Annotated in this window: 25 protein-coding genes; 17 read left to right on the top strand and 8 right to left on the bottom strand. The window is 71.5% G+C overall.

The window, feature by feature from the left end; translation table 11 throughout:
• Nucleotides 1-146: 146 nt before the first annotated feature.
• The 3 genes from AB0C84_RS28180 (at nucleotide 147) to AB0C84_RS28190 (ending at nucleotide 4,004) form a co-directional block, all read left to right on the top strand.
• On the top strand, nucleotides 147-947 hold the full coding sequence (locus AB0C84_RS28180; RefSeq protein WP_361072259.1) for a hypothetical protein: 801 nt from the start codon (nucleotides 147-149) through the stop codon (nucleotides 945-947).
• 313 nt (nucleotides 948-1,260) lie between these two features.
• On the top strand, nucleotides 1,261-2,460 hold the full coding sequence (locus tag AB0C84_RS28185) for a helix-turn-helix domain-containing protein (RefSeq protein WP_361072262.1): 1,200 nt from the start codon (nucleotides 1,261-1,263) through the stop codon (nucleotides 2,458-2,460).
• A 251-nt stretch (nucleotides 2,461-2,711) separates the two neighbouring features.
• Nucleotides 2,712-4,004: a helix-turn-helix domain-containing protein gene (locus tag AB0C84_RS28190; protein ID WP_258941826.1), complete on the top strand. Its 1,293-nt coding sequence runs from the start codon at nucleotides 2,712-2,714 to the stop codon at nucleotides 4,002-4,004.
• A gap of 428 nt (nucleotides 4,005-4,432) precedes the next feature.
• Here the strand turns inward: AB0C84_RS28190 and AB0C84_RS28195 are convergent, their stop codons facing one another.
• Nucleotides 4,433-4,615: a hypothetical protein gene (locus tag AB0C84_RS28195; RefSeq protein ID WP_361072265.1), complete on the bottom strand. Its 183-nt coding sequence runs from the start codon at nucleotides 4,613-4,615 to the stop codon at nucleotides 4,433-4,435.
• Nucleotides 4,616-4,709: 94 nt separating this feature from the next.
• Here AB0C84_RS28195 and AB0C84_RS28200 point away from each other — a divergent pair, with 94 nt between their 5' ends.
• On the top strand, nucleotides 4,710-5,285 hold the full coding sequence (locus tag AB0C84_RS28200) for a hypothetical protein (RefSeq protein ID WP_361072268.1): 576 nt from the start codon (nucleotides 4,710-4,712) through the stop codon (nucleotides 5,283-5,285).
• A 71-nt stretch (nucleotides 5,286-5,356) separates the two neighbouring features.
• On the opposite strand, the gene AB0C84_RS28205 is transcribed toward AB0C84_RS28200, so the two are convergent.
• The 3 genes from AB0C84_RS28205 to AB0C84_RS28215 all read right to left on the bottom strand — a co-directional run bounded on the left by AB0C84_RS28205 (nucleotide 5,357) and on the right by AB0C84_RS28215 (nucleotide 7,603).
• A complete protein-coding gene (locus tag AB0C84_RS28205; RefSeq protein ID WP_361072271.1) occupies nucleotides 5,357-6,028 on the bottom strand; it encodes a helix-turn-helix domain-containing protein in 672 nt (223 codons plus the stop codon).
• Nucleotides 6,029-6,064: 36 nt separating this feature from the next.
• Nucleotides 6,065-6,838 carry a lytic transglycosylase domain-containing protein gene (locus AB0C84_RS28210; RefSeq protein WP_361072274.1) on the bottom strand — a complete coding sequence of 258 codons (774 nt, stop codon included), beginning with the start codon at nucleotides 6,836-6,838 and terminating at the stop codon, nucleotides 6,065-6,067.
• 186 nt (nucleotides 6,839-7,024) lie between these two features.
• Complete coding sequence (locus AB0C84_RS28215; RefSeq protein ID WP_258941830.1) at nucleotides 7,025-7,603, bottom strand: MarR family transcriptional regulator; 579 nt, start codon at nucleotides 7,601-7,603, stop codon at nucleotides 7,025-7,027.
• Nucleotides 7,604-7,890: 287 nt separating this feature from the next.
• Between AB0C84_RS28215 and AB0C84_RS28220 the strand changes: the two genes are divergently transcribed.
• The 10 genes from AB0C84_RS28220 to AB0C84_RS28265 all read left to right on the top strand — a co-directional run bounded on the left by AB0C84_RS28220 (nucleotide 7,891) and on the right by AB0C84_RS28265 (nucleotide 17,870).
• Entirely contained in the window at nucleotides 7,891-8,694 is an 804-nt protein-coding gene (locus AB0C84_RS28220; RefSeq protein WP_179846535.1) for an ABC transporter permease, read from the top strand.
• Nucleotides 8,694-9,548 (top strand): ABC transporter permease, encoded by an 855-nt coding sequence (locus tag AB0C84_RS28225; protein WP_179846536.1) that lies wholly within the window; start codon nucleotides 8,694-8,696, stop codon nucleotides 9,546-9,548. The genes AB0C84_RS28220 and AB0C84_RS28225 overlap by 1 nt, the downstream gene beginning before the upstream one ends.
• A complete protein-coding gene (locus AB0C84_RS28230; RefSeq protein WP_361072278.1) occupies nucleotides 9,545-10,636 on the top strand; it encodes an MCE family protein in 1,092 nt (363 codons plus the stop codon). Before AB0C84_RS28225 ends, AB0C84_RS28230 begins: the two co-directional genes overlap by 4 nt.
• Entirely contained in the window at nucleotides 10,633-11,712 is a 1,080-nt protein-coding gene (locus AB0C84_RS28235; protein ID WP_361072281.1) for an MlaD family protein, read from the top strand. Before AB0C84_RS28230 ends, AB0C84_RS28235 begins: the two co-directional genes overlap by 4 nt.
• Nucleotides 11,712-12,734, top strand: coding sequence for an MCE family protein (locus AB0C84_RS28240; protein WP_179846537.1), 1,023 nt, complete (start codon nucleotides 11,712-11,714; stop codon nucleotides 12,732-12,734). The genes AB0C84_RS28235 and AB0C84_RS28240 overlap by 1 nt, the downstream gene beginning before the upstream one ends.
• Nucleotides 12,734-13,825 carry an MCE family protein gene (locus tag AB0C84_RS28245; protein WP_361072285.1) on the top strand — a complete coding sequence of 364 codons (1,092 nt, stop codon included), beginning with the start codon at nucleotides 12,734-12,736 and terminating at the stop codon, nucleotides 13,823-13,825. The genes AB0C84_RS28240 and AB0C84_RS28245 overlap by 1 nt, the downstream gene beginning before the upstream one ends.
• Nucleotides 13,825-14,931, top strand: coding sequence for an MlaD family protein (locus AB0C84_RS28250; protein ID WP_361072288.1), 1,107 nt, complete (start codon nucleotides 13,825-13,827; stop codon nucleotides 14,929-14,931). Before AB0C84_RS28245 ends, AB0C84_RS28250 begins: the two co-directional genes overlap by 1 nt.
• Complete coding sequence (locus AB0C84_RS28255; RefSeq protein WP_179846540.1) at nucleotides 14,928-16,220, top strand: MCE family protein; 1,293 nt, start codon at nucleotides 14,928-14,930, stop codon at nucleotides 16,218-16,220. The genes AB0C84_RS28250 and AB0C84_RS28255 overlap by 4 nt, the downstream gene beginning before the upstream one ends.
• Nucleotides 16,221-16,244: 24 nt before the next feature.
• A complete protein-coding gene (locus AB0C84_RS28260) occupies nucleotides 16,245-17,243 on the top strand; it encodes a hypothetical protein (RefSeq protein ID WP_361072292.1) in 999 nt (332 codons plus the stop codon).
• A 138-nt stretch (nucleotides 17,244-17,381) separates the two neighbouring features.
• The gene (locus tag AB0C84_RS28265) at nucleotides 17,382-17,870 is read left to right on the top strand and encodes a MarR family transcriptional regulator (protein ID WP_361072295.1); all 489 of its coding nucleotides are present in this window, start codon (nucleotides 17,382-17,384) and stop codon (nucleotides 17,868-17,870) included.
• Here AB0C84_RS28265 and rpsD read toward each other — a convergent pair.
• Nucleotides 17,867-18,472, bottom strand: a complete 606-nt coding sequence (rpsD, locus tag AB0C84_RS28270; RefSeq protein ID WP_339155156.1) for a 30S ribosomal protein S4 — start codon at nucleotides 18,470-18,472, stop codon at nucleotides 17,867-17,869. The genes AB0C84_RS28265 and rpsD overlap by 4 nt on opposite strands.
• A gap of 66 nt (nucleotides 18,473-18,538) precedes the next feature.
• On the opposite strand from rpsD, the gene AB0C84_RS28275 reads away from it, so the two are divergent.
• Together AB0C84_RS28275 and AB0C84_RS28280 are read left to right on the top strand one after the other, a co-directional pair.
• A complete protein-coding gene (locus AB0C84_RS28275; protein WP_361072299.1) occupies nucleotides 18,539-19,321 on the top strand; it encodes a DUF2470 domain-containing protein in 783 nt (260 codons plus the stop codon).
• Nucleotides 19,322-19,647: 326 nt separating this feature from the next.
• Nucleotides 19,648-20,829: an aminotransferase class I/II-fold pyridoxal phosphate-dependent enzyme gene (locus AB0C84_RS28280; protein WP_361072302.1), complete on the top strand. Its 1,182-nt coding sequence runs from the start codon at nucleotides 19,648-19,650 to the stop codon at nucleotides 20,827-20,829.
• Here AB0C84_RS28280 and AB0C84_RS28285 read toward each other — a convergent pair.
• Nucleotides 20,826-21,983 (bottom strand): DUF5925 domain-containing protein, encoded by a 1,158-nt coding sequence (locus tag AB0C84_RS28285; protein ID WP_312879464.1) that lies wholly within the window; start codon nucleotides 21,981-21,983, stop codon nucleotides 20,826-20,828. The genes AB0C84_RS28280 and AB0C84_RS28285 overlap by 4 nt on opposite strands.
• Before the next feature lie 74 nt (nucleotides 21,984-22,057).
• Complete coding sequence (locus AB0C84_RS28290) at nucleotides 22,058-22,855, bottom strand: lysophospholipid acyltransferase family protein (protein ID WP_179846546.1); 798 nt, start codon at nucleotides 22,853-22,855, stop codon at nucleotides 22,058-22,060.
• 133 nt (nucleotides 22,856-22,988) lie between these two features.
• Here AB0C84_RS28290 and AB0C84_RS28295 point away from each other — a divergent pair, with 133 nt between their 5' ends.
• Nucleotides 22,989-23,846, top strand: coding sequence for a hypothetical protein (locus AB0C84_RS28295; RefSeq protein WP_361072307.1), 858 nt, complete (start codon nucleotides 22,989-22,991; stop codon nucleotides 23,844-23,846).
• A 208-nt stretch (nucleotides 23,847-24,054) separates the two neighbouring features.
• On the opposite strand, the gene AB0C84_RS28300 is transcribed toward AB0C84_RS28295, so the two are convergent.
• Entirely contained in the window at nucleotides 24,055-24,732 is a 678-nt protein-coding gene (locus tag AB0C84_RS28300) for a uracil-DNA glycosylase (protein WP_361072310.1), read from the bottom strand.
• Nucleotides 24,733-24,817: the final 85 nt, after the last annotated feature.

A 24,817-nucleotide genomic window follows, 5' to 3' on the forward strand; every position in this document is an offset into this window, starting at 1 on the left:
GCATTGTTTCAGTATTATTCTCCGATTGGGAATCGAGGATCTGTCTCGTTGGGGATCCGCTTCACGGTTCCGCGTCGGCTGGGATCACACTGTGGCTGTCCGGCGCTCTGTGTCCGTTTCTCCCAGCAAGAAGAAAGGACGAACTGGTGAAGTCCATTCGTTTCCGGAGAAGCAGTTCCCGGCTGGCGCTTCCCGCCGTGCTCGGTGCTGCGCTGCTCAGCCTCGGCCTGGCCTCCCCCGCTTCGGCGGCCAACCCGGACCCGATTCCGTCGAGCTTCAGCTTCTCCGACTGCCCGCCCCTCCCGGACGGTGCGTCGCCGGACTACTCGCAGTGCTGGGTGGGTGTGGTCACCAGCGGCACGTTCAAGGTCGGCAGCTTCGACCAGAAGATCGAGGAGCCGATCAGGATCACCTGGGCGAACACCTTCAACCCCAGCACCTTCGAGACCAAGACGGTCTTCGGCGCGATCAACGCCCCGAAGATGCTCGTCCAGCCCGGCCTGTTCGGTGACCCGCTCCTGTCGGCCGTGTACGCGAAGGTCGAGTACGCCGGCGTCTTCGAGATGCCGGTCAGCAGCAGCTTCGAGATCAACATCGGGCTGAAGGTCCGGCTCATCAACCCGTTCCTCGGAAGCAACTGCACGGTCGGCACCAACAGCAACCCGATCAGGGTGAACCTCACCACCGGGACCACCAGCCCTCCGGCCCCCAACACGCCCATCACCGGCGAGGGTCTCTCGATCGCGCGGCCGGACTCGACGCCGCCGGTGCTGCAGGCCAAGCACGTCGGCAACTCGTTCGCGGTGCCCGGCGCCAAGGGCTGCCTGTTCGGCGGCGGCGTCGCTGACTGGCTGGTCAACCAGGTGGGTGGGTTCCCCTCGGCGGCCGGCAAGAACACGATGATCCAGAACGAGTACCTCGTGTCGAAGAACTACAGCCAGCTCTGAGGCCGAGGCCGTTCGACCGGTACCGTGCCCGCGGCGACCCCGCGGGCCCGGTACCGCCGTGCTGCCGTCCCGTCCTTGAAGCACTCCGATCCGAGCGAGATGTATTCGTTTTCGGGGTTTCGATGCGGCGACGCCGGGGCGCGGTGCTTCTCCGGATTGTCTCCGATTGATCATTCAATCCGGCCATTTTTGTTCGCCGGTGAGTATCGCGGCCATTCAGGCGCGGGATCTCTTCCGTAATGATGTGCGGTGGCCGTGGTGTGAGTTACATTCTGTCGAGGCTTTCTTGAGAACGGTGCGAGGGGAGGAATGAATGACGAGGGCCCTCGTTGGGGGAGGGAGGCGTCCCGGAGCTCTCCCGCCACAGGTCATCGCCATTCTGAGTGCCGAGCTGCCCTCGCTGGCCGAGGAGATCCTCGAGGAGGTCCAGCGGTCGGTGCCCGAGTACGCGCGGCAGGAGGGGAGGCCCGAACCGGCCGCGTACCGGATCACCGTCGAGCAGGCCATGGCGGCCTTCGTCGACCAGGTCTCCGGCGGTGTCGACGGCTACGAGCGGCGCGACGAGTTGTGCCGGGAACTCGGTCGCGGCGAGGCCTACCAGGGGCGCACGCTGGACGCCCTGCAGGCGGCCTACCGGGTCGGGGTGCAGGTCGCGTGGCGGCGGGTGGCGGCTGTGGCGCGGACGCGGCGGCTGCCCGCGGAGGTGACGACGCGGCTGGCCGAGGCGCTGTTCGCCTACATCGACGAGCTGGCCTCCCTGTCGGTCGAGGGATACCTGGAGGTCCGGTCGTCGGCCGACGAGCTGCCCGGCGACCACCGGCGGCTGCTGCGCATGGTCCTCGGGCCTGGCGCGGCGAGGGGCGCGCTCGGCGAGGCCGCCGAGGTCGCCGGCTGGGCGGTGCCGCGCACGGTGACGATGGTCGCGATGCCGACGCGCGCGCGGTGCGTCCGGGAGGCGATGGACCGCGACGTGCTCGTCAACCTCGCGGACACCGAGCCCCACCTGCTCATCCCCGGCGGATACGGCGCGGAGCGCGCGGCGATGCTGAGCCGCGCCCTGCCCGAGCGCCGCTACGCGGTGGGGCTGACCGTCCCGCTGGGGGAGGCGGCCGACTCGCTGCGCTGGGCGCGCCGGGCGCTGGCGCTCGTGGAGGCGGGCTGTCTGGAGGACGGCGGCCCCACGCTGTGCGAGCGGCACCTGCTGGAGCTGTGGCTGCTCTCGGACGGACCGCTGCTCGAGCAGCTCGCCCGCCGGGAACTGGGCGCGCTGGCGGAAATGCCGCGGACCCGGCGTAAGCGCGTGACCGAAACCCTGTGCGCGTGGCTGGACGCGCAAGGGAACGCGGTGGAGGCGGCGCAGCGGCTCCGCCTGCACCCGCAGACCGTCCGGTACCGGATGCGGCAGATCAGCACGGAATTCGACCGGCAGCTCGCCGACCCGGCGGCGCGTTTCGTGCTGGACGCGGTGCTGCGCGCGTACCGGTTGCGGGAGCACGGCCCCGTGCTGAAATGAACCCGCCCCTATTGGGCGCTGAAAGTGACGACAGGGCCACAGCCTGCCGAATTTGCCTTCCCTTTACCTTCCCGGATTTCGTATGATCTAAGTTCAACGTGTTTCAGCTCATGGAATGCGGAGGGTGCGCAGGGTCCCCGCTCGGCGTGCCCTCGGTCTTGACGCCATATGGCCGATCATCCGTACGAACGGGTGCCCCGCCCGGAATTCCCCTCGTTCGCGATGGCGGTGTCTGGAGGTGTGCCGACCCCATGGCACAGCAGACGTTGACGCGGGAGGCGGCGAGTCGCCCGAGCCGGCTGCCGCGCCGGCTCGCCCTGCTGATGCGGCCGGAACTGCCCAGCCTGGCTGGGGAGATCATCGACGAGGTGCGCCGGTCGATCCCCGAGTACGGGCGGCCCCTCAAGGGCCCCTACGTCGAGGCACTGCGCATCGGGGTCGACCGTGCCCTGACGGACTTCGTCGACCGGATCGCCAACCCGCTGGAACCGAGCGCGCGCCATCGGGAGACCTACCGCAGGCTCGGCCGCTTCGAGGCCCAGGAGGGCCGGACGCTCGACACCCTCCAGGCCGCGCTGCGCATCGGCGTCCAGGTCGCGTGGCGGCGCATCATGAAGGTCGGGCCGCGCCGGCGGCTGTCGCCCGAGGTGATGGCCCAGCTCGCCGACGCACTTTTCGCCTACATCGACGAACTGGCCGCGCTCGCGCTGGAGGGTTACCTGGACGCCCGCCCGGACGGCGAGGCCGAGGCGCACCGCCGCCGCCTGCTGGAGCTCCTGCTCCGCCGCGACGTGTCGTCCCGCGTCCTGGCCGAGGCCGCCGAACGGGCGGGATGGCCGCTGCCGGACGAGGCGACCGCCGTCGTGGCCCCTCCCGGCGCCCGGTACGTCCGGACCGTCCTGGACGAGGACGTGCTCGCCGACCTCAGCGCCACCCAGCCGTTCCTGGTCGTTCCCGGAAGGCCGACCCCGGAGCGCCGGCGATCCCTGCTCCGCGTCCTGCCCGACGGGCAGCTCGTCATGGGCCTCACCGTGCCGATCGCGGGCGTCGCCGACTCGCTGCGCTGGGCGCGGTGCGCCCTCGGCCTGGTGGAGACCGGTGTGATCGAGGACGCCCCGGTGACCGACTGCGAGGAGCACCTCATCACCCTCTGGCTGCTCTCCGACCAGGCCCTCATCGACCAGCTCGCGCACCGCCACCTCGGTGAGATGGGCGGCTTCAGCCAACGGCAGCGCGACCGCCTGCTGGAGACCCTGTACGCCTGGCTGGTGACCCGCGGCACCGCCAACGACATCGCCAGGGAGCTCGGCATCCACCCACAGACCGTCCGCTACCGGATGCGGCAGGTCGAAGGGGTCCTGGGCGACCGGCTGACCGACCGCGAGGCGCGCTTCGCGATCGAGGCCGTGCTGCGTGCGACGCGGTTGCGCGAACGCGCCGCCCCGCCGCCCGGCACGGGTGTCGCATGGAATGGCGCCGTCGCGCGGGAACGAGCACCGATTGATAATCGCCCAATATCCGATCGGCGCGATATGAGCACCTGAAGCGAACCTTGACCTGCGGGGTTGATTCCCCGAATCGCTGCATGCTTCCATCCAATCCAGCGCAATTCGGTCGAGTAGTCGCAATGCGGTGGAGGTGCGTTCGGGGTGCGTTCACGATCGGCTTCGCTCCTGGCCGGATTCGGAGCGGTGACGCTCATCGGCATGGTGGGCGTCCATCCGGTACTCGCGGACGAGCCGGCCCCAACGCCGACCACCACCGTCACCGAAACGCCGACGGATCCGCCGACGGATCCACCCACCGATCCACCGACCGATCCGCCGACGGACCCGCCGACCGATCCGCCCACCGATCCGCCGACGGACCCGCCGACCGATCCGCCCACCGATCCACCGACGGACCCGCCCACCGATCCGCCCACCGACCCGCCGACGAATCCGCCGACCGATCCCCCCACGAAGCCGCCGACTCATCCGCCGACGAGTCCGCCGACCGGCCCGGGCAAGCCCAGGACGCCGGTACTGTCCCTGGGGCTGACGGTGTCGGCGGCGACGATGCGGCCCGGCGGCTCGGTCACCGCGACCGTGCGGGTGGTGTCGGCGAACGCCACCGCGAACGGGATCGTCCTGCGGATGTCGGCCTCGGGCGCCACGGTCGGTCCCCGAACGCAATCCCTCGGCAGTGCCGGATCCGGTGGCGCCTCCGCGATCGCGACCGTGCGGGCCCCGTCCGGTGCGGAGCCCGGCGTGATCACCCTGCGTGCGGCGGTCTCGGCGGCCAATGCCAGGAGCGTGTTCCGCAGCTACAAGCTGATCATCACATCCGCGTCCGGGGCGCTGCCGCCGGGGCTCGGCCCGACGACGCCCGGCGTCCCGCCGCTGACCCCGCCCGACTTCGACCCGCTGGCCGGCATGACCGGGCCGCAGGTGGCGCTGCCGCCGATCGTGCCCGCGGAGTCCCCGCAGATCGCGCCGGACTCCGGGCCCCTCGTCCCGGTGTCGAATCTGCGCGAGCTTCCCCCCGAGCCGTTCACCGTCGAGGAGCTGACCGCGCTCCAGGCGGGGTTCCTTGCCGCCCTGGGGGCCGGGGTGGTGCTCCTGCTGCTCCGGATGCGGCTGATCCGGCGCTCCGGCGGCCGCGTCCCGCTCGCCGCGCGCCGCCGCCTGCGCGCCGCCGGCTCGCGAGTCGCGGACAAGCGCCCCACCGCGGCCCGGCTCCGCACGCTCCCGCCGCAGCCCGCCCGCGCCCGGCATCCGCGCCCGCTCCAGCCGGTCCCCCCGATCCGGCTCTCCGTCCGCCGGGTCCACACCGCCCGCCCCTGACCGCCGCGTCCGCCGGGACACGGCTTCCGGAGTCCGCCATGGCGCCGGCGGAGGGCCCCGCGCCCAAGGGGTCAGCGGGCCAGCCGGATCAGGATGCGGCACACCTCATCGATGATCTCGGCGGCCTCCGCCTCGTTCTCGGCGGTGGCGATCTCCCGCCCGGCCTCGCCGATCACCGTGGTGAGCACGAGGCTCAGCACCTGCTCGGGCCGCCCGGCGGGCGCCTCGCCGGACGGGCCGCGCAGCAGCTTGGTGTTCTGCGCGATCCAGTGCTGGGCGCGGCTGCGGCGCATCAGCGACGACCCGGACGGGCCCTCCCCGGCGAGGAACAGCCGGGCCGCCTCGCGCCGCTCCCAGCACACCCGCAGGTAGGCGCGGGCACCCGCGATGAACAGCGCGATCGGGTCGGACTCGCCGTCCTTGCGGGCGGCCGACACCGCCTGCGCGGCGCTCGCCTCCTGCTCGGCGGTGAGGTCCTCCCACAGCGCCACGTACAGCCCGGCCTTGCCGCCGTAGTGGTGGTAGAGGCTGCCGACGCTGATACCGGACCGCTCCACGATCTCGGCGATGCCCGCGTCGGCGTAGCCCCGGTCGGCGAAGACCCGCAGCGCCGCGGTCAGCAGCGCCTGGCGGGTCGCGTCGGCGCGTGCCCACTGGCGGCCTCCGCCGCCCTCGCCGCCGGCGCCCTCACCCGTGCCGTTCGCCCGCTCGTCGCCGGCGCGGCGTGCCCTGCTCGTCCGCATCCCCCCATGGTGCCAGGCCGGGCCGCCCCGCCGGGCTCAGTACCAGTTGTGCGCCTGCCACCAGGACCAGGCGCCGCACGGGTCCTTGTAGCGCGCCTTGATGTAGCCGAGGCCCCACGCGATCTGGGTGGGGGAGCTGGTGCGCCAGTCGGGGCCCGAGCTGGCCAGCTTGGAGCCGGGCAGCGCCTGCGGGATGCCGTAGGCGCCGCTGGACGGGTTCTCGGCCCGCTCGTTCCAGCCGCTCTCGTGGTTCCACAGCGTCAGCAGGGACGGCCAGCAGCGGCCCCATCCCTTGAGCTCGTTCATCTTCTTGCCGTACGCCTTGTTCTGGCCGGCGCTCGGGTTCGACTTGGCGAGCCGCTCGCGCTCCTGCTGGGCCTTGAGCTTCGCCCGCGCCGCCGCGTCCCGCTTGGCCTTCTCCTTGAGGCGCTTGAGCTCCCGCTGGTGCTCCTTGTAGGCGCGCTCCTTGGCGACGGCGACCGCGTCGGCCGCGACCTTGTCCATGTCGGAGGCCGAGGTCAGCTTCGCGAGCATGTCGTTGGTGGACAGCCCCGCGCTCGCGGCCTTGGGCGGCTTGCTGGCGTCGTCGACGAAGCTGCCGAGGTCGACCACCGTCAGCGCGCCGCCGACCACGCCGATCGCCGCGATCGTGATGGTGACGTTGCTCGTGAGGACCCGCCGCACGCGCCGCCCGCCACCGCGCGCCTTCGGCTCCTCGTACGCGGCGGGGGAGTCGTCAGGCTCCGGCGGCTCCGGACCGTAGGGTCCCCCCGGGCCGTGGCCGTCGGACGACTCGCGGGGCTCCGGCACGCGCGTGGCGCGCCTCGTGCCGGCCCTCCTGGAGCCGCGACGACCCCCGGCGCCCCCCGGAGCGCCTCCGGCTTCCTCGGCGGGACGTCTGCGTGTGCCGTGACTCTGTGGCATAGGAGAAGACTGCCTTATCGCCCGGGTGTGGTGCTCTCGAAGAGCAAGTACGCAGGCCGGACGATACCCGGTTCACCCGGCCCGTCGTCCACGGCCGCGTCCCCCGCCGGGGTTCAGCAGTTCCACGTCGCCCGCGGCCAGGCGCGCGGGCTGCAGCGCCTCGAACAGCTCGCGGTGCATGCCGTCGAACGCCGCGAGCGCGCCGCCGGGCGCTTCCAGCGCCAGGCTCACCTCGTTGGCCCGCTGGCGCCCCGTCGCGGTGATCTCGACGAGCGTGGCGCGCCGGTCGCGGGGATGCGGGGTCCGGCCGACGAGCCCGGCCGCCTCCAGCTGGTCCACGGTGAGCTTCACCGTCGTGGGGTGCATCATCAGGATCCGGCCGAGCGTGCTCAGCCGGGCCCGCCCGTGGACGGTGAGGGCGAGCGTGGTCAGCAGGAACCAGCCGGTCTGGCTGAGATCCAGCCGCTTCAGCTCCACGTCCAGGGCCTTCTTGAGCAGCTGGTTGAGCCGCCCGACCGAACAGATCGCCAGGAACGGCCACGGATCGCCGAGCAGGCCCTGGCCCTCCCAGCGGTCGCGCACGCCCATGACCAGCGGGTCCACGCCGTCGTCCATCTCGTCTTCTACGCCTCGTCGCGCCTCGGTCTGCACCGGCTGATCGTAGCTTCGGACAAAACCAGATGTAAGTACTCGCTTCTTAGACCTTCTTCCAATAGAGTGCCTCAAATCACAGGCGGAGCCCGTGTGCTCTGGAGGGTGCGCGGAGTCGCCTGTGGTACCGGTCTCGGCCGAGACCGCTGTGGCGCGCGAACGAGCAATGACGAGGGCGCCTCCGCGGTACCGGCAGGATCCGGTGTTTCGGATGGGCGCCGACGTCCGAGCACGAAGGAGGCTGGAGTGACCCTTCTCAACCCCGCCCCGGGGGAGGGCACCGGCTGATGGCCCTGAGCCTGAACAAGGCCCCGGACCTGGCACGCAGACGCGTCGGGAGAGCACTCGACGAGACAGGACTGCTGTGCGTGACCCTTCTCGAAGGGCTGCGCCGCACCTGGGACCTGCGCCAGTGGTGGGGCGAGTTCGTCGAGCAGTGCTGGTTCCTCGCACGCGTCACGAGCGTGCCGGTCATGCTCATCGCCGTGCCGCTCGGCGCGACCATCTCGCTCCAGGTGGGCGACATCGCCCGCCAGCTCGGCGCGCAGTCGGGCACCGGGGCGCTGCTCACCGCGGCGATGATCCAGCAGGTGGCGCCGCTGGCCGCGGCGCTGCTGGTCTCCGGCGTGGGCGGGTCGGCCATCACCTCCGACATGGGGGCCCGCAACATCCGCGACGAACTCGCGGCGATGGAAGTCATGGGCATCAACCCGATCCACCGCCTGGTCACCCCCAGGCTGTGGGCGGCGAGCACGGTGTCCGGACTGCTCTGCTCGGTGGTGATCCTCGCGGGCGTCATCGGCGGGTACTACTTCAACGTCATCCAGCAGGGCGTCAGCCCCGGCGCGTTCTTCGACGGCGCCACCACCCTGCTGCAGTTCTCGGACCTGATGATCACGCTGTTCAAGGCGTGGGTGTTCGGATTCATCGCCGCCGCCGTCGCCTGCTACATGGGCATGAACTGCGACTACGGCCCCGTCGGCGTCGGCCGCGCGGTGAACCGGGCCGTGGTCGTCACCTCGATCGTGGTGTTCGCGACGAACTACATCCTCACCATGATCTACCAGGTCCTCTTCCCCCCGAGGTTCTGATGGTCGCCATATCCCCCGTCCGCAAGCTGGGCCGCGCCGTCCGGGGCCGCACCGCGGGCCTGGCCGCGTCGGCCGACCTGCCGGTGTTCCTCGGCCGCGTCCTGTACCACCTGCTGTTCGACATCATCATCCGGCGCAAGTACGGCAAGACCCTCGCCAAGCAGGTCAGCGACATCACCGTCGGCGTCGGCGCGCTCGTCATCGGCGGCGGCATGATCTTCGTGATCGCGACGATGTCGCTCGCCACCGGCGCCATGGTCGGCCTGCAGGGCTACCCCGGGCTGGAGCGCATCGGCGCCGAGGCGTTCACCGGACTGGTCGCGAGCTACTCCAACGTCCGCGAGGTCACCCCGATCATCGCGGGCGTCGCGCTGGTCGCGCAGGTCGGCACCGGGTTCACCGCCGAGATCGGCGCGATGCGGATCTCCGAGGAGATCGACGCGCTGGAGGTCATGGGCATCAACTCGCTGGCCTACCTGGTGTGCACCCGGGTCGCCGCCGGCGTCATCGCCCTGGTGCCGCTGTACCTGGTCTCGCTGTTCATGGCGTTCTTCGCCACGAGGTTCATCACGATCCAGTACTTCGGCCTCTCGCCCGGCATCTACGACTACTACTTCCACCTCTACCTGCCGCCGATCGACGTGTTCTACAGCGTCATCAAGGTCGCGGTGTTCGCCTTCATCATCATGTTCATCCACTGCTACCGCGGCTACTACGCGGCGGGCGGCCCGGTCGGCGTCGGCGTCGCCGCCGGCCGCGCCATCCGGGAGTCGACCATCCTGATGATCCTCATGAACCTGGTCCTGTCGTACATCTTCTGGGGCCACGGCAGCACGGTGAGGCTGACCGGATGAGCGACGAGTCACTGTCCACCCGCCGCCGGACGATGTTCGGGCTGGTCGGCGTCGGCGTCATCGCGGCGGCCGCGGTGTTCGTCGCGGTCGGGTCCACGCCGTCCCACGCGGGCTCCACCTACTACGACGCGACGTTCGGCCGCGCCGGGCAGGGCCTCGACCCGGGCAAGTCGGAGGTGAAGGTCCGCGGGATCGCGGTCGGCGACGTCCAGGAGGTCAAGCTCGACGGCAACGGCAGGGTCACCGTCCGGATCCGGGTCGACAAGGGCGTCAAGGTGGCCGACACGGCCGTCGCGACGGTCGAGCCGGTCTCGGTGTTCGGCCCGAAGGACCTCGCCCTCGACCTCGGCGCGCACGAGCTCTCCGGCCCCTACATCGACGACGGCGGCCGGATCGCGAAGACCAACGACCCGAAGGAGCTGTCGGACACGGCCTGGCCCACCTACCGGCTCACGCGGGCGATCAACCCCGACGACGTGGCGACGATCCTGCACACGTTCGGGGCCGGGCTCTCCGGGCAGGGGCCGGCGCTGCGCCGGACGATCGACAACGGCGCGATCGTCATCGACGCGACCTACCGCGACCGGGCCGCGATCCAGTCGCTGCTGAACGACGTCAACGGCCTGTCCGGGACCTTCGCGTCGCGCGGCGACACCCTCACCCGGTTCGCCGGGGACTTCAACCGGCTCGCCCAGGTCGTCAACGAGCGCCCCGACAAGGTCACCCAGCTGCTGGACGAGTCGACGCGGCTCGGCCAGACGGTCGGCACGAACCTGCAGCAGCACGGCCGCAACCTCGGAAGGATCATCGACTCGGGCGGCGAGGTGGTGCGCGTGTTCAACGGGCAGCGCCGCAACGTCCCGGTGCTGCTCGACAGCCTGACCGGGTTCTTCGGCCTGCTGGCGCAGATCATCCGCATCCCCGGCCCGGAGGGCACCCTGATCGCCCAGGCGCGCGACGACCTTCCGCTGGACATCTGCCAGATCCTCATCGACGTCTGCTCGGTCAAGCCCAAGGCGACCGCGTTCGACGTCCCGCTCCCGGGCGCGGGCGGGCCGGGCCGCACGGCGACGGGAACGCGGCCGTGAGCCCGCTGCTGCGCGGCAAGACCGCGCGCGGGCCCGAGTACTCCACGATCCTGAAGTTCCTGGTGTTCGTGGCGCTGACCGGGCTGCTCACGTTCTACATCGGCCAGCAGATCCTCGGCACGAGCTTCAAGTCCCGCTACCGGCTGTCCGCCACGTTCGACGACGTCACCGGCCTGCTGGAGGGCGACGCCGTGAAGGTGGCGGGCACGCCCGTCGGACAGGTCGAGGGCATCAAGGTGGTGCGCGGCAAGGCCGTGGTGAAGATGGCGGTCGACAGGGAGGTCCGGCTGCCGTCGGACTCCACCGCCGCGATCCGCTGGCGCAACGTGATGGGGCAGCGGGTCGTCTACCTGGAGCCCGGGTCGAGCCAGGGGAGGCTGGGCGACGGCGACCGCGTCCCGCGCACCAGGTCGGTGGTGGACCTCGGCGACATCGTCAACAGCCTCGGCCCGCTCACCCGCAACCTGGACCCGAACCAGCTCAACAAGATCCTGTTCGCCTTCTCCCAGGCGCTGGACGGCAACGAGCAGAACATCTCGCTGCTGACCGAGAACCTGGACATGCTGCTCCAGACGTTCGCGGCCCGGAAGAAGACGATCAAGGGGATGATCGACGACTACGAGACGGTGAGCGACGCGATCGCCACCCGGGACCGGCAGATCGCGGCCAGCGCCGACAACCTGGAGTCGCTGACCCGGGTGTTCGCGAACAACCGCAAGCTGCTGGAGAGCGCGGTCGTGGAGATCTCGGGCGTCACCACCAACCTCAACCAGGTGCTCGGCGGCAACGACGCGCAGCTCGCCCGCATCATCGCCAACCTCGGCAGGTTCAGCGAGACGTTCCGGCTGAACGTCGACCAGCTGGAGAAGATGGTGCAGCAGCTCCCGCTGACCCTCCGGCAGCTGTTCGCGTCCGCGAACGGCGGCCACTACCTGCGCACCAACGCGCTCTGCCTGAACGTGGTGCAGGGCCCCTGCCCGTTCCCGATGGAGCTGCCGAAGTCGCCGGGGGCGGGCCAGCCGAGCAAGGACGATCTCACCAAGCTCAGGAAGATGCTGCTGGGGGGTGGCGGCTGATGGCGCTCAAGTCGCTCCGCGACGTCAACCAGAAGGTCGTCGCGATCGTCACCCTGACCGCGCTCGGCGCGGCCTGCGTGTTCGCGTTCGCCCTCGGCCAGCTGCACCTGCTCGACCGCGGCTACACGATGAGCGGGGAGTTCAGCGACACCGCCGGGCTGAAGAAGGGCCAGGACGTGCGGGTCGCCGGGGTGAAGTCCGGCCGGATCACCGCCGTGGAGCCCGACTTCGCCCACGGCAGGGTCATCGTCTCCTGGCACGTGAACGCCGGCATCGACCTCGGCCCGAAGACCCGCGCCGAGATCCAGACGACGACCCTGCTCGGCGGCCGGTACCTGCGGCTGTCCGGCCCGGTCTCCAAGCCCTACCTGGCGGACGTGCCGGAGTCGCGGCGGCGGATCCCGCTGTCGCGCACCAGCGTCCCGTTCACCGTGCCGGAGGCCCTGGAGGGCGCGCAGAACATCGTCGGCAAGCTCGACCAGCGCAGCGTCGACAAGCTGCTCACCGAGATCACCAAGATCAAGTCGCCGGGCGCGGTGAAGCTGCGCCGCATCCTGGTGAACATCCAGGAGCTGTCCCGGACGCTGAACGACTCCTATCCGCAGATCCAGCGGCTGATCGAGAACAGCAAGACGATCACCGGGACGCTGGCGGGCAAGGACGAGGAGCTGCGCCAGATCATCGACGCCAGCCAGGTGCTGCTCCAGTCGCTGGTGCGGCGCCGCAACGAGCTGGCGGCGGCGATCGGGCAGGGCAGCCAGACGGTCCGGACGCTGTCCAACGTGATCTCCAGGAACCAGAAGGAGCTCGACACCCTGCTGGACAACCTGCACCTGCTGACGACCAGGCTCGCGCCCAACATGGACGCGCTGAACACGGACTTCTCGCTGCTCGGCCCGACGTTCCAGCAGGTCGCCAACCTCAAGGGCAACGGCCAGTACATCGAGGGCCTCCTCACCGGGCTCGGCCCGCTGCAGCCGGCCGGTCCGATCTCCACGCGGCGACCGCAGGGAGGCAACTGATGAGCGGCGACGCCACGGGGGGACCGCCCCCTGAAGGCCCCGGCTCCGCCCCCGCCCCCGGGCGCGGTCGGCTGCGCGGCGTGGCCGTCGCGCTCGGCCTCGCCATGACGGCCTCGCTCGGCGGCTGCTCGCTCGCCCCGTCCGCGGGCGGCGAGCGCACGATGGTCGTCTACGTCCCGAAGGCCCGCTCCTTCTACGAGGAGTCCAAGGTCAAGGTGATGGGCGCCGACGTGGGGCTCGTCGACAAGGTCGAGAACCAGGGCGACCGGGTGAAGGTCACGTTCCACCTGCGCCGGGACGTCCCGCTGCCGAAGGGCGTGCAGGCCTCGATCGTCCCGCTGAACCTGATCGGCGAGCGCAACCTCGTCCTGCACCCGGCGTGGAGGCCGGGGGAGGCCAAGGAGACCGCGGACGTCATCCCGATCGAGCGCACCCACGTGCCGGTCGAGGTGGACGACGCGCTCAGCTCGTTCACCAACCTGGCCAACGCGCTCGACCCGACCAAGATGCAGAGCGCGCTCGGCACGGCCGCCGACACGGTGAAGGGCAACGGCAAGGAGTTCAACGCGACCCTGGAGCAGAGCGCCCGCCTCGTCGAGAACGTCGCCGGGCAGGACCAGGAGCTCATCGAGGTCGCGCGGAACCTCAGTCGGCTGGCCGGGGTGGTGCGCGGGCGCGAGCAGATCCTCGGCACGATGATCCGCGACTTCGGCACCGCGAGCCAGGTGCTGAGCTCCGAGCGCGGCGAGCTGCAGCAGCTGATCAGCGGCATCCTGGAGCTGGCGCGCAACGGCGACAAGCTGCTGCGCAAGTACAAGGGGAACCTGCCCTACGACCTGGCGGTCCTCACCCGGACGGCCCTGATCCTCAAGGGCAACGCCAGGGAGCTGGCGCAGCTCATCCGCGTGCTGCCGGGCATCAGCGACGCGCTCATCGGCGGCTACAACCCGAAGAACAAGTCGCTGCAGATCCGGTTCGCCACGGACGCGTTCCTGCGGACCTGGCTCAAGGGCCTGATGAACTCCGACGACGTCGAATGCCCGCTGCCCGCACCCAACTCCAACTGTCCCTGGCAGAACGGAGGCAACTGATGGGCAGGCTCGCCATCACGGGACGGCGCCGCGCGGCCGCCGGCGGCAGGCTGCTGCTGGTGCTCGTCGCCGCCGCGGCCCTCGCCGTCTCCGGCTGCTCCTACAAGACGGCGGGCGCGCCGAAGGGCGGCCTGACGCTGACCGCCACGTTCGACGACGCGCAGGGCCTCGTCGCGGGGCACAGCGTGAAGATGTCCGACATCACGATCGGCACCGTCACGAAGGTCGAGCTCGCCGGCTACCGGTCGAAGGCGACGCTGTCCATCGAGGACGACGTCAGGATCCCGCGGGGCACCCGGGCCGAGATCAAGGTGACCTCGCTGCTCGGCGAGAACTACGTCGACCTGCAGATGCCGCCCGGCGCGAGCATGGACCGCGGCCCGTTCCTGGCCACCGGCACGGCGATCACCGACACCGGCGTCCAGCCGGCGTTCGAGCAGGTCGTCGGGCAGGCCGGGCCGCTGATCCAGGCCCTGGCCGGCGACGACGTCGCGACGGTCGTGAACGCGGGCGCCACCGCCCTGGACGGCAACGGGGAGAAGCTCAACAAGACGATCGCGAAGGCGGGCGCGCTGCTGGGGTTGTTCGCCAGGCAGCGCGCCGAGCTCGGCGAGTCGGTCGACCGGTTCGCCCAGCTGGGCCGGTCACTCGCCAGGGGCAGCGACGCCCTGGGCGAGACGCCCGAGCAGCTCGAACGCACCACCCGGCTGCTCGACAAGGACAAGTACAAGATCATCCAGATGGTCGACAAGCTCACCATGACGGCGCGCGAGCTGAACGACAAGGTGCTGGAGGGGCGCATCCAGCGGTTCCGGGCGCTGCTGCGCGACCTGGACCCCGTCCTGGAGCAGCTCGGCAGCAACCGCAAGCGGCTCACGGCGCTGGTGGACGGCCTGGTCGAGTTCACCGACAAGCTGCCCCGGGCCACCTATGACGGCCAGTTGCTGCTCTACCCGCTGCTGCGGATCGTGTGGCCGGACGGGACGCCGATCTTCCCGGGCCTCGGCCAGAGCCCCAAGAAGAAGAAGGCCGCGGCGCCGGAGATCCCCAAGCAGCTCCAGGGCGCCCTGCCGGACCTCGACAAGATCCTGGAGCCGCGCGGATGAACAGACGGCTGACGATCAACCTGGCGGCGTTCGGTGTGCTCGCCGCGGTGATGGTCGTGTGGGCGTTCAACAACGTCGTCCGCTTCGACTTCATCGACCGGCCGTACCACATCACCGTGGAGTTCGAGTCCTCCCCGGGCCTGCACCCGAACTTCGAGGTCGACTACCTCGGCCTGCGGGTCGGCAAGATCGACTCGGTGCGGCTGGAGAAGGACAAGGTCGTCGTCCGGCTGGACATGGAGCGCGGCGTCAGGATCCCGCAGGGGGTCACCGCCGCCGCGGCCCGCAAGTCCGCGGTGGGCGAGCCGGTGGTCGAGCTGACGCCGGGGCCCGGCAGGTCCGGCGCCCCGCCGATGAAGCCCGGCACCGTCATCCCGGTGTCGCAGACGAAGGTCCCGCCGAAGTACGGCGACCTGTTCGGCGCCGTCATCGACACCCTGAAGGCGATCGACCCCGACGACGCCAAGGTGCTCACCCAGGAGCTCGCCGCCGGGTGGGCCGGACGCGAGGACTCGCTCCGCCAGATCGTCAACGGCAGCGACGACCTCACCCAGACGTTCGCGCAGAACACCGAGCTGCTGGACGGGCTGACCAACGACCTCGGCCGCATCACCCACGTGCTGAACCAGAACCGCGGCTCGCTCGGCGCCGGGATCGACAACCTCGCCGCCCTCACCGCCGCGCTCAGCCAGGTCCGCGGGCAGATCGCCGAGCTGCGCGACCGCGGCCCCGGCCTGCTCGCGACCGTCAACGACCTGCTCGACAAGACCGGCCCCGACTTCGGCTGCACCGTGGACATGCTCGGCAACCTGGGCATTGGGAGCTACGACCCCAACTATCTCGACGACCTGCGCAGGACGCTCGCGGTGGCGCCGCAGCTCAAGGTCGTCCTGGACAACGTGATCGGAAGGGACCAGGGCCAGCCCGTCCTGAACGTCGTCTTCCAGGTCACGCTGAAGAGGCTCGCCACGCTGGAGTACAAGTACCCGCGCGCGCAGCCGGCGGTGAACCGGATCCCGGCCTGCCCCGGCGGCCGGACCCCGGCGGTGACCAAGCAGAAGCCCTACAAGGCGAAGAACCCGGGTGAGACGATCCCCACCCACGATCCCGCCTTGCAGCGGAACGTGCAGGCCAGGAAGGCCGCGAACACCGGCGACTCTTCCGGCGGTCCGCCGATCTGGCTGGTGTACGTTCCCCCGATCATCGCCCTTCTGGTGCTGATCAGGGTCATGATGGGCTCGGTGCCCGTGGTGTCCCGCCTTACCCGACTGCGTCGGGGCAAGGACTGACCCCAACCCCGAGGAGTATCCGAAGTGACAGCCAAGACCACCAAGGGCGAGTCCGACGAGGTCGAGGCGGTCCCGGCCGAGGAGGCGCCCGAGGAGACCGAGGCCGCCGAGCCGGAGGCCGCGCGGCGGCCCGCCCGGCCCGCCGCCAAGCGCAAGCGCCGGGTGCGGGTCATCGAGGTCATCGACGACGAGGACCTCGACGAGGTCCTGGAGGCGCTCGACGCCGAAGACGAGGAGGCCCCGGACGAGGAGGCCCCGGCCCGTCCGGCGGCGAAGCCCGCGGCGAAGGCGCCCGCCAAGCCGGCCGCCAAGCCCAGGCCGCGCCCGACCCGCCTCGAACCGCCGGAGGACGAGGCGGAGGAAGAGGTCGAGGCGCCGAAGAAGGCTCCGGCCCGTCCGAGTGCCGCGGCGTCCTCGGAGGCGCGGCCGGGGATCTTCGGTCTCACCGTGGTGCAGGCGGTCGTGGTGGTCGTCCTGGTCGCCCTGCTGGCGAGCCTGGCGATCTGGCAGTGGACGAGCGCGAGCTCCCTGTCGTCCAAGCAGGACGAGCGGGACGCGGTGAGCAAGGTCGCGTCCGCCTACGGCGACGTGGCCCTCAACTACAACGCGCAGAACTACCAGACGCAGATGGGCAAGGCCCAGAAGCTCATGGGCGGCGACCTGCTGGAGAGCTTCAAGAGCACCACGCTCCCGAGCCTCGGCGAGACGTTCAAGAACAACCCCGAGCTGTCGCTGACGTCCAAGACGAACCAGGTCTTCGTGGGCACCGTGGACGGCAGGTTCGCCACGGCCGTCGTCATGGTCGACATCGACGTCCGGACCAAGGACGGCGCGACCGCGGCCCCCGCGACGCTGCTCCGCCTCGCCCTCGCCAAGATCGACGGGACGTGGAAGGTCACCAAGCAGTACGCGTCGGGCGTCAACGACCAGAACCAGAACCAGCAGAACCAGCTGCCGACGGTTCCGAGCGGCGGCGCGTCGAAGTCGCCCGCGGCGGAGAAGACCGGCAAGCCGAAGAACTGAGGCCGCGAGGTCCGGCCTCGCCGGCGGCGAAGCGAACGCCCCGCACGGAAGCCGTGCGGGGCGTTCGCGCGTTATGCCGTTGACGGCGTCGTGCCGATGACGGGGCCACGGGGACGGAGGCGGGGCATCATGTCGATCGTGACGGAGCAGGATGGGCAGGGCACGACCGTCCCGGACGCGCTGGTGCACGAGTTCGGCGCGCTGCTGGGCGCGGCGTCGGTGCTGGAGCGGATCGCGGGCCGCGAGCTGGAGCGCCGGTGCGGCATCCGGCACGCGGTCTTCGAGGTGCTGCTGAGGCTGTCGCGTGCGGGCGGGGAGTGCGCGGTGTCGATGGGCGGGCTGGCCGGCGAGCTGATCCTGACCAGCGGCGGCATGACCCGCATCATCGACCGCATGGAGGAGGCCGGGCTCGTCCGCCGCGAGCCGGCCCCGGACGACCGGCGCCGCCAGAACGTGGCGCTGACCCCGGCCGGGACGGCGAAGCTGGACGAGGCCCTGCGCGTGCACGCCGAGACGCTCCGCGCGCACTTCGCGGGCCCCCTCACCGAGGAGCAGCGCCGCGTCCTCGTGGACGCGCTGCGCGTCCTGCGCACCACCGCCCGCGAGGAACTCGGCGACCTGCGCTAGCGGGAGTAGTACTCGACGACGAGCTGCTCGTCGCAGATGATCGGGATCTCCGCGCGCTCGGGCAGCCGGGCGAGCCGGGCGGCGAGCGCGTCGTGCCGGACCTCCAGGTAGGGCGGGACCTCCGCGGCGTGCCCGCCCGCAGCCGCCACCTGGAACGGGACCATCGCGCGGCTCCGCTCGGCGACCGTGATGACGTCGCCGGGCCGCAGCCGGTAGGACGGGCGGTCGACGCGGCGGCCGTTCACCAGCACGTGGCGGTGCACCACGAACTGGCGGGCCTGGTAGATCGTCCTGGCGAACCCGGCGCGCAGGACGAGCGCGTCCAGCCGGCGTTCGAGGTCGACGAGCAGGGCCTCGCCGGTCTTGCCGCCGGTCCGGGCGGCCTTGTCGAAGGCGTTGCGGAGCTGCGCCTCGCGGATGTCGTACTGCGCGCGGAGCCGCTGCTTCTCGCGGAGCCGGACCTTGTAGTCGCTCTCCTGCTTGCGGGCGCGGCCGTGCACGCCGGGCGGGTAGGGGCGGGCCTCGAAGTACTTCACGCTCTTCGGCGTCAGGGGGATGCCGAGGGCCCGCGAGAGCCGCACCTTGGGACGGGGGTTGTTCATCACGCTCCTTGGTGGTTAGGTAAGCCTAAGTTAGGTAAGCCTAACCTGATACGTCAAGGAGGCACGGTGCCGCGAGCGGAGACCACGCAGTCCAGGCAGACCATCCAGGGCCCCACGGCGGCGGAGCGCGCGCGGACCCTCGCCTACGGCGTCGCGGACGGCGTGCTCGTCGCACCCGGCGTCCCCTACGCCCCCGTCCCGGCGCACACCACCGACCGGGACGGCAGGCCGCTGCTGCTCGTCCGGGCGGACGCGCCGATCGCGGCGGCCCTGGCCGGCGAGGACGACGTGCCCGCCACGCTGCGGATCAGCGACGTCGCCCCGGTGCCGCTGCCGGACCGCGTCCGGGGCCGGGCCTGGCTGCACGGCTGGCTGAGCGAGGTGCCGGACGGCGAGACGCGCGCCGCCGCGCTGCGCCTCTCGCACGCGCATCCGCGTCCCGAACTGCTCGACCTCGGCGCCGAGCGGGACGGCCGGCGCGAATGGACGATCCTCGCCCTCGAAGCCGCCCAGGTCGAGGTCGAGGACGCCTGGGGGAGCGCCACCCTGGAGCCCGAGGAGTACGCGGCCGCCGCGCCCGACCCGTTCGTCGCCGTCGAGGCGGGCGTACTGACGCATCTGGACTCCGCCCACCGCGGCGAGCTGCCGCGCCTGCTGCCGCGGTCGGTCCCGCCCGGGCCGGTCCGGCCGCTCGGGCTCGACCGGTACGGCATGTGGCTGCGCTGCTCCGCGCCCCCGCCGGACGCGCCGTCGTCGTTCGACGTGCGGCTCCCGTTCGCCGAGCCCGTCAGTGATCTCCACGGTCTGCGGCGCGTGTACCGGAGGCTGTTCGCCCGGGCCACCCCGTAGGACGACGGGCGGCCGGTACGTGGTGCCCCCGCGAAATGCCAGTGATCCCCCGGATGGCGGGCGGGCCCCTCCGCGGGCGATGATCGTGTCTCCGGTCGAGGGACGCCGCTCTCTGTTCCCCGGCCCGGACGGCTTCGACCGCCGGTTCGCCCCTGCGGGGTGGGCGAGCCGGCGGGCGATACCGTACCGGCCGGCCCGGGAGCCGGCCCTCCGGCCGGATCGGTGGTCCGGCGCGGTGCGAGCACGAGCATGAGCCGGGGGGCGCACCGGGCCACTGGTCGCGATTGGCCGTTTCCGCCGGGCCGATCCCGCCGCACGCTGGGACCATGACCGCACATCACCCGCAGACCCGGGCCGTCCACCCGCCCGTGATCGTCCCCGAGGGCAGCCGCCCGCTCGGCGTCCCGATCTACCAGGGCCACCTGTTCTCCTTCGACGCCTCCGACGCGCTGGCCGCCGCGTTCCAGGGCCCCGACGAGGCGTTCTTCTACGCCCGGATGGCCAACCCGACCGTCCGCGCCCTGGAGCAGTCGCTCACCGAACTCGAAGGCGGCTCCGGAACGCTCGCCACCGGGTCCGGCATGGGTGCGATCAACGCGGTCCTGATGGGACTGCTCCGCAGCGGCGACCACGTCATCGCGCAGGCCGCCCTCTACGGCGGCACCCACGCGCTGCTCCAGGACCTCGCCGCGCGCTGGGGCGTGGAGGTCACCTTCGTCTCCGGCGACGACCCGGCCGAGGTGCGCGACGCCCTGCGCGACACCACGAAGATCCTCTACCTGGAGACGGTCGCCAACCCCACCACCCACGTGACGGACCTGCCCGCGTTCACCGAGGCCGTCCGCGGGACGGGCGTACTGACCGTCGTCGACAACACCTTCGTCCCGCTCCTGTGCAGGCCCATCGAGCACGGGGCCGACATCGTCGTCCACTCCACGACGAAGTACCTCGGCGGGCACGGCGACACGATCGGCGGCGCCGCCGTCTTCGCCGACTCGTCCGTCCACCGGCGGGTCTGGGAGCACGCCGTCGAGCTGGGCTCCACCCCCGACCCGTTCGCCTCCTGGCTGACCGTCCGGGGCCTCGCGACCATGCCGCTGCGCGTGGCCAGGCAGAGCGAGTCCGCGCTCGACATCGCCCGCCGCCTGGACGGCCACCCGTCGGTGACCCGCGTCCACTACCCGGGGCTGGAGGACCACCCGCAGCACGAGATCGCCCGGAGGCTGCTGCCGGACGGTCACGGCGGCGTTCTGGCGTTCGAGCTGAACGGCGGCCGCGACGCCGGCCGGACCTTCTCCGAGGCCGTCGAGCTGGTCTCGCTGGGCCCGTCGCTCGGCGACATCGCGACCCTCGTCATGCACCCGGCCAGCACGTCCCACCGGCAGCTGGACGCCGCGTCCCTCACCGCCGCCGGGATCGGCGAGGGAACGGTGCGCCTGTCGGTCGGCCTCGAACACCCGGACGACCTCTGGGCCGACATCGAACAGGCCCTGCGGAAGGCGTCCTAGAGGTAGAAGCCGGTGGCGGTGGAAGGAGCGTCCTGACCTTCGGGACGCTTCTCGCCCTTGCGCAGCGCCGCGAGCTCGGCGAGCGTCGCGCCGTCGGCGCCGATCTCCGCGGCGGGCACGCCCGTGCCGTCCAGCCAGGACAGCGACTCCGCGCGGGTGAGCCGGCCCACCTCGATCTGGGCGAGGCAGCGGCCGGGGCGGACCACCGCCGGGTGCAGCATGGCGAGGTCCTCGTTGGTGGTGATGGCCACCAGCACGTCCCGGCCCTGGCCGAGCATCCCGTCGGTGAGGTTGAGCAGCCGCGACAGGCCCTGGCCCGTCGACTGCTTGGCCTCGCCGCGGATCAGCTCGTCGCAGTCCTCCAGGATGAGCAGCCGCCAGCGGCGGTTCTCGTCCTCGTCGTCGCCGACCGCGACCTCCATCAGGTAGCTCGGCGTGCCGAACAGCGCCTCGGGGTCGAGGACGCAGTCGGACTGGCACCAGTCGTTCCAGGAGCGGGCGAGGGCACGCAGCGCCGTGGTCTTGCCGGTGCCGGGCGGGCCGTGCAGGAGCAGCAGCCGCCCGGAGACCTCCTCGCGGGTGAGCTTCATCACCGAGTCGAGCGCCTCGGCGACCGGCGCGGTGTAGTTGCGCCGGATGTCCTCCCACGCGTCGGCGGTGATGGCGCGCTCGCTGCGGACGGGGCCGTGCGACCCCATGTGCCAGAAGCCCATCTCGACGCTGGTCTCGTCCACCTTCGGCGGCTCGGTCGCGTCCTTCACCGACGCCGCGAGGACGGTCTCGGCCAGCTCGTCGGTCACGGCGGACACCGCGACGTAGGCGATGCCGCTCTTCCACCGGTTGCTCAGCAGCGTCCAGCCGTCGCCCTCGGCCAGCACCGACTCCTTGCCCTTCTCGTGCGCGACCCGCACGAGCCTGGCGTCGCCGGGGCGCAGCGGCGCCTCCGCCCGGACGTTCTCCAGCCGTGTCGACCGCGACCAGGGCTGCTCGCCCGACGCGAACGGGCGCAGCGACAGGACGTCCATGACGTCGGCGGGGGAGTTGTTGTCGGACAGGTTGAAGACCACGGGCAGCGCGGGCTCCGGCGCGTCGGCGCCTTCCCGGGGCTCGATCAGATGCAGGACCTCCTGCGGCCTCTCCTGCGACATGGTCATGGCAATGATGATCACGCCCCGCGGCGCCCCGCGTCCACCGAATTAGCAGGGCACGCGGGGGCCGGGCCCGCGGGTCAGGAGCCGCCGCCCTCCTTGGCCTCGCGCGTCGCCTCGCGCTCCGCGTGGGCGGCCTTGCGCGCCTCGGCCTCCTCCAGGTCGAGCTTCTCGGCCTCCTCCGGCGTCGGCGCCGAGCCGCCGAGGTAGGCGGGCTGCCACCACGTCTCGTCCGAGCGCGGGACGTCGGGGTACTCGCGCTGCGCCTTCTCCAGCAGCTCCGCCATCCGGGCGTGCAGATCACGGGTGACCTGCTCGTAGTCGTCGCCGCGCTTGGGGTACATGGGCTCGCCGACGATGATCGTCACGGGCACGTTGCGCTGGAGGAGGCGGCGCTTGCGGCCCTTGGTCCACATCCGCTGCGGGCCCCAGAGCGCGACCGGGATGAGCGGCGTCTTGGACGCCACCGCCATCCGCACCGCGCCGCTCTTGATGTCCTTCACCGTGAACGAGCGGCTGATCGTCGCCTCGGCGAACACCCCGACGATCTCGCCGCCGCGCAGCGCCTTGAGCGCCGCCGCGTAGGAGGAGGCGCCCGCGTCGCGGTCGACCGGGATGTGGTGCATGCCGCGCATCAGCGGCCCGCCGATCCGGTTGTCGAAGATCTCCTTCTTCGCCATGAACCGCACCAGCCGGCCCGCGGGGTGCGCGGCGAGGCCCGCGAAGATGAAGTCGAGGTAGCTGACGTGGTTGCTGACGAGCACCGCGCCGCCGGTGGCGGGGATCTGGTCGGTCCCTTCCAGACGGATTCTGATGTTCAGGGCCTTGAACACGCCGAGAGCCGTCTTGATCACCGGTGGGTACACGAGTTCGCGCATGTAGGCACCGTACTTGAGCAACTCCTGATCAGCGAGTGTGAGGCGGGGATCGCGATGCATCGCACAACCGGGCCCAACTCTGAGAAGGTGGGTGTGCAACTGATCCGCCGAAGGCTGAGGGAGGATGAGCCCCATGGAACCGTTGGACGCGGCGGCGGACGTGCACGCGCTCATCCGCGACGTGCTGCCCGCCCTGGCGCCCAGCGCCTGGTTCGATCACGGCACCTCCGAGGTGGTGCTGCCCGTGGGCCGGTCGGAGGCCCGCGCCTCCAGCTGGACGGTGCTGGAGCGCTGCGCCCGCGAGCCGCGTTCGGCATGGCCGCAGGTGGTGGACGAGTGGGTCCGCGAGGTCGGCGACCGCGCGTTCCTCGCCGTCGGCGAGATGGAGCTGTTCGGCGACGTCCGCGAGCTGCTGCGCCTGCGCATCGTGCCGAAGCTCGACCCCCGCGACCGCGAGGGCCTCGTCGTCGTCCCCGCCGGCGACCACTTCGACGCCATGGTGATGATCGAGCACCCCCGCTACGGCGGCCCCCTCACCAAGGCCCGCGCGGGCCTGCTCGGCCTGCACAAGCTCGGCTACGTGATGACGAACACCCACGACCGCGAGCTGGCCGACGTGTCCGTGCACGACCAGCCGCTCCTGCCGGGCCGCAACGTCCGCGTCGTCGGCAAGCCGGGCAGCCGCTACGTGTCTGCTCTGCTGAGCGAGGTCCACCAGTTCGTGCCGAGGCAGAACGAGCACGGCGCACTGGTCGGCGTCCCCTGCCACAGCACGCTGCTGCTGTACCCGATCACCTCCACGGCCGTCCGCGAGGTCCTGCCGATATTCGCCGACGTCGTCCGCGAGATGCACGCCAACGCCGACGACCCCTGCGCCCCCGGCGTCTACTGGAGCCACGGCGAGCGCCGCCTCACGCCCCTCTCCCCGGACGCCGCGACCGAGGGCGCCGGCGAATTCGCCCTCTTCCTCCGAAAGCTCCCGCACGAGTGAAGTAGGCCTCGTCTTCCCAGGGGGGCGACCCCCTGGAACCCCCGTCACGAGCCGGGCGATCCTCACGCCACGGTGCGGGTTGCCGTGCCCGTGCGGGTCTTCGTCGTGGCGCTGCGGTCGCCCGGCTCGACGGGCCGTGCGACCTCCAGGCGCCTAGAGCGCCTTCCGGCCACTCGACCCGCGTTGTGTCACCGGGTCGCCCCCTGGGCTAACCCAACTTCCAGTCGAGGGGCTGGGCGCCTTGCTGTTCCAGGAGGTGGTTGGCGCGGGAGAAGGGGCGGGAGCCGAAGAAGCCGCGGTCGGCCGACATGGGGCTCGGGTGTGCGGACTCGACGCAGGGCACGCGGCCGAGCAGCGGCTTGAGGTTGCGGGCGTCGCGGCCCCAGAGGATGGCGACGAGGGGGCGGTCACGGGCGGCGAGGGCTCGGATGGCCTGCTCGGTGACCTCCTCCCAGCCCTTGCCGCGGTGCGAGCCCGGCTTGCCCGGCATGACGGTCAGCGACCTGTTGAGCAGGCACACGCCCTGCTGCGTCCACGGGGTGAGGTCGCCGTTGGACGGCTGCGGGTGGCCGAGGTCGTCGCAGTACTCGCGGAAGATGTTGACGAGGCTGCCGGGCAGCGGCCGGACGTCGGGGGCGACCGAGAAGCTGAGGCCGACGGGGTGGCCGGGCGTCGGGTAGGGGTCCTGCCCCATGATGAGGACGCGCACGTCGTCGAAGGGCTGGGTGAAGGCGCGCAGGACGTGGTTCCCGGCGGGCAGGTAGCGGCGCCCGGCGGCGACCTCGGCGCGCAGCCAGTCGCCCGCGGCGGCGATCGTCCCGGCGACGGGGGCCAGCGCGGCCGCCCATCCCGCTTCGACGATCTCCGAGAGTGGTCGTGCCGTCATGGGGTACGAGCCTAGTGCGATGATCTTTGCGTCGGTGGATGATTGCCTGCTTGATCAGCCTTGTGAAGTTTTCTGACCACATCAG

The organism is Actinomadura sp. NPDC048955, from assembly GCF_040649435.1.
GTDB lineage: Bacteria > Actinomycetota > Actinomycetes > Streptosporangiales > Streptosporangiaceae > Spirillospora > Spirillospora luteofluorescens.

Bases quoted from the DNA above. Each gene is read 5' to 3' on its own strand.
- AB0C84_RS28225 (WP_179846536.1), top strand. From the start codon at position 8,694: ATGGTCGCCATATCCCCCGTCCGCAAGCTGGGCCGCGCCGTCCGGGGC.
- AB0C84_RS28240 (WP_179846537.1), top strand. From the start codon at position 11,712: ATGGCGCTCAAGTCGCTCCGCGACGTCAACCAGAAGGTCGTCGCGATC.
- AB0C84_RS28205 (WP_361072271.1), bottom strand. From the start codon at position 6,028: ATGCGGACGAGCAGGGCACGCCGCGCCGGCGACGAGCGGGCGAACGGC.
- AB0C84_RS28255 (WP_179846540.1), top strand. From the start codon at position 14,928: ATGAACAGACGGCTGACGATCAACCTGGCGGCGTTCGGTGTGCTCGCC.
- AB0C84_RS28250 (WP_361072288.1), top strand. From the start codon at position 13,825: ATGGGCAGGCTCGCCATCACGGGACGGCGCCGCGCGGCCGCCGGCGGC.
- AB0C84_RS28245 (WP_361072285.1), top strand. From the start codon at position 12,734: ATGAGCGGCGACGCCACGGGGGGACCGCCCCCTGAAGGCCCCGGCTCC.
- AB0C84_RS28190 (WP_258941826.1), top strand. From the start codon at position 2,712: ATGGCACAGCAGACGTTGACGCGGGAGGCGGCGAGTCGCCCGAGCCGG.
- AB0C84_RS28220 (WP_179846535.1), top strand. From the start codon at position 7,891: ATGGCCCTGAGCCTGAACAAGGCCCCGGACCTGGCACGCAGACGCGTC.
- AB0C84_RS28280 (WP_361072302.1), top strand. From the start codon at position 19,648: ATGACCGCACATCACCCGCAGACCCGGGCCGTCCACCCGCCCGTGATC.
- AB0C84_RS28295 (WP_361072307.1), top strand. From the start codon at position 22,989: ATGGAACCGTTGGACGCGGCGGCGGACGTGCACGCGCTCATCCGCGAC.
- AB0C84_RS28290 (WP_179846546.1), bottom strand. From the start codon at position 22,855: ATGCGCGAACTCGTGTACCCACCGGTGATCAAGACGGCTCTCGGCGTG.
- AB0C84_RS28230 (WP_361072278.1), top strand. From the start codon at position 9,545: ATGAGCGACGAGTCACTGTCCACCCGCCGCCGGACGATGTTCGGGCTG.
- AB0C84_RS28285 (WP_312879464.1), bottom strand. From the start codon at position 21,983: ATGACCATGTCGCAGGAGAGGCCGCAGGAGGTCCTGCATCTGATCGAG.
- rpsD (WP_339155156.1), bottom strand. From the start codon at position 18,472: ATGAACAACCCCCGTCCCAAGGTGCGGCTCTCGCGGGCCCTCGGCATC.
- AB0C84_RS28300 (WP_361072310.1), bottom strand. From the start codon at position 24,732: ATGACGGCACGACCACTCTCGGAGATCGTCGAAGCGGGATGGGCGGCC.
- AB0C84_RS28185 (WP_361072262.1), top strand. From the start codon at position 1,261: ATGACGAGGGCCCTCGTTGGGGGAGGGAGGCGTCCCGGAGCTCTCCCG.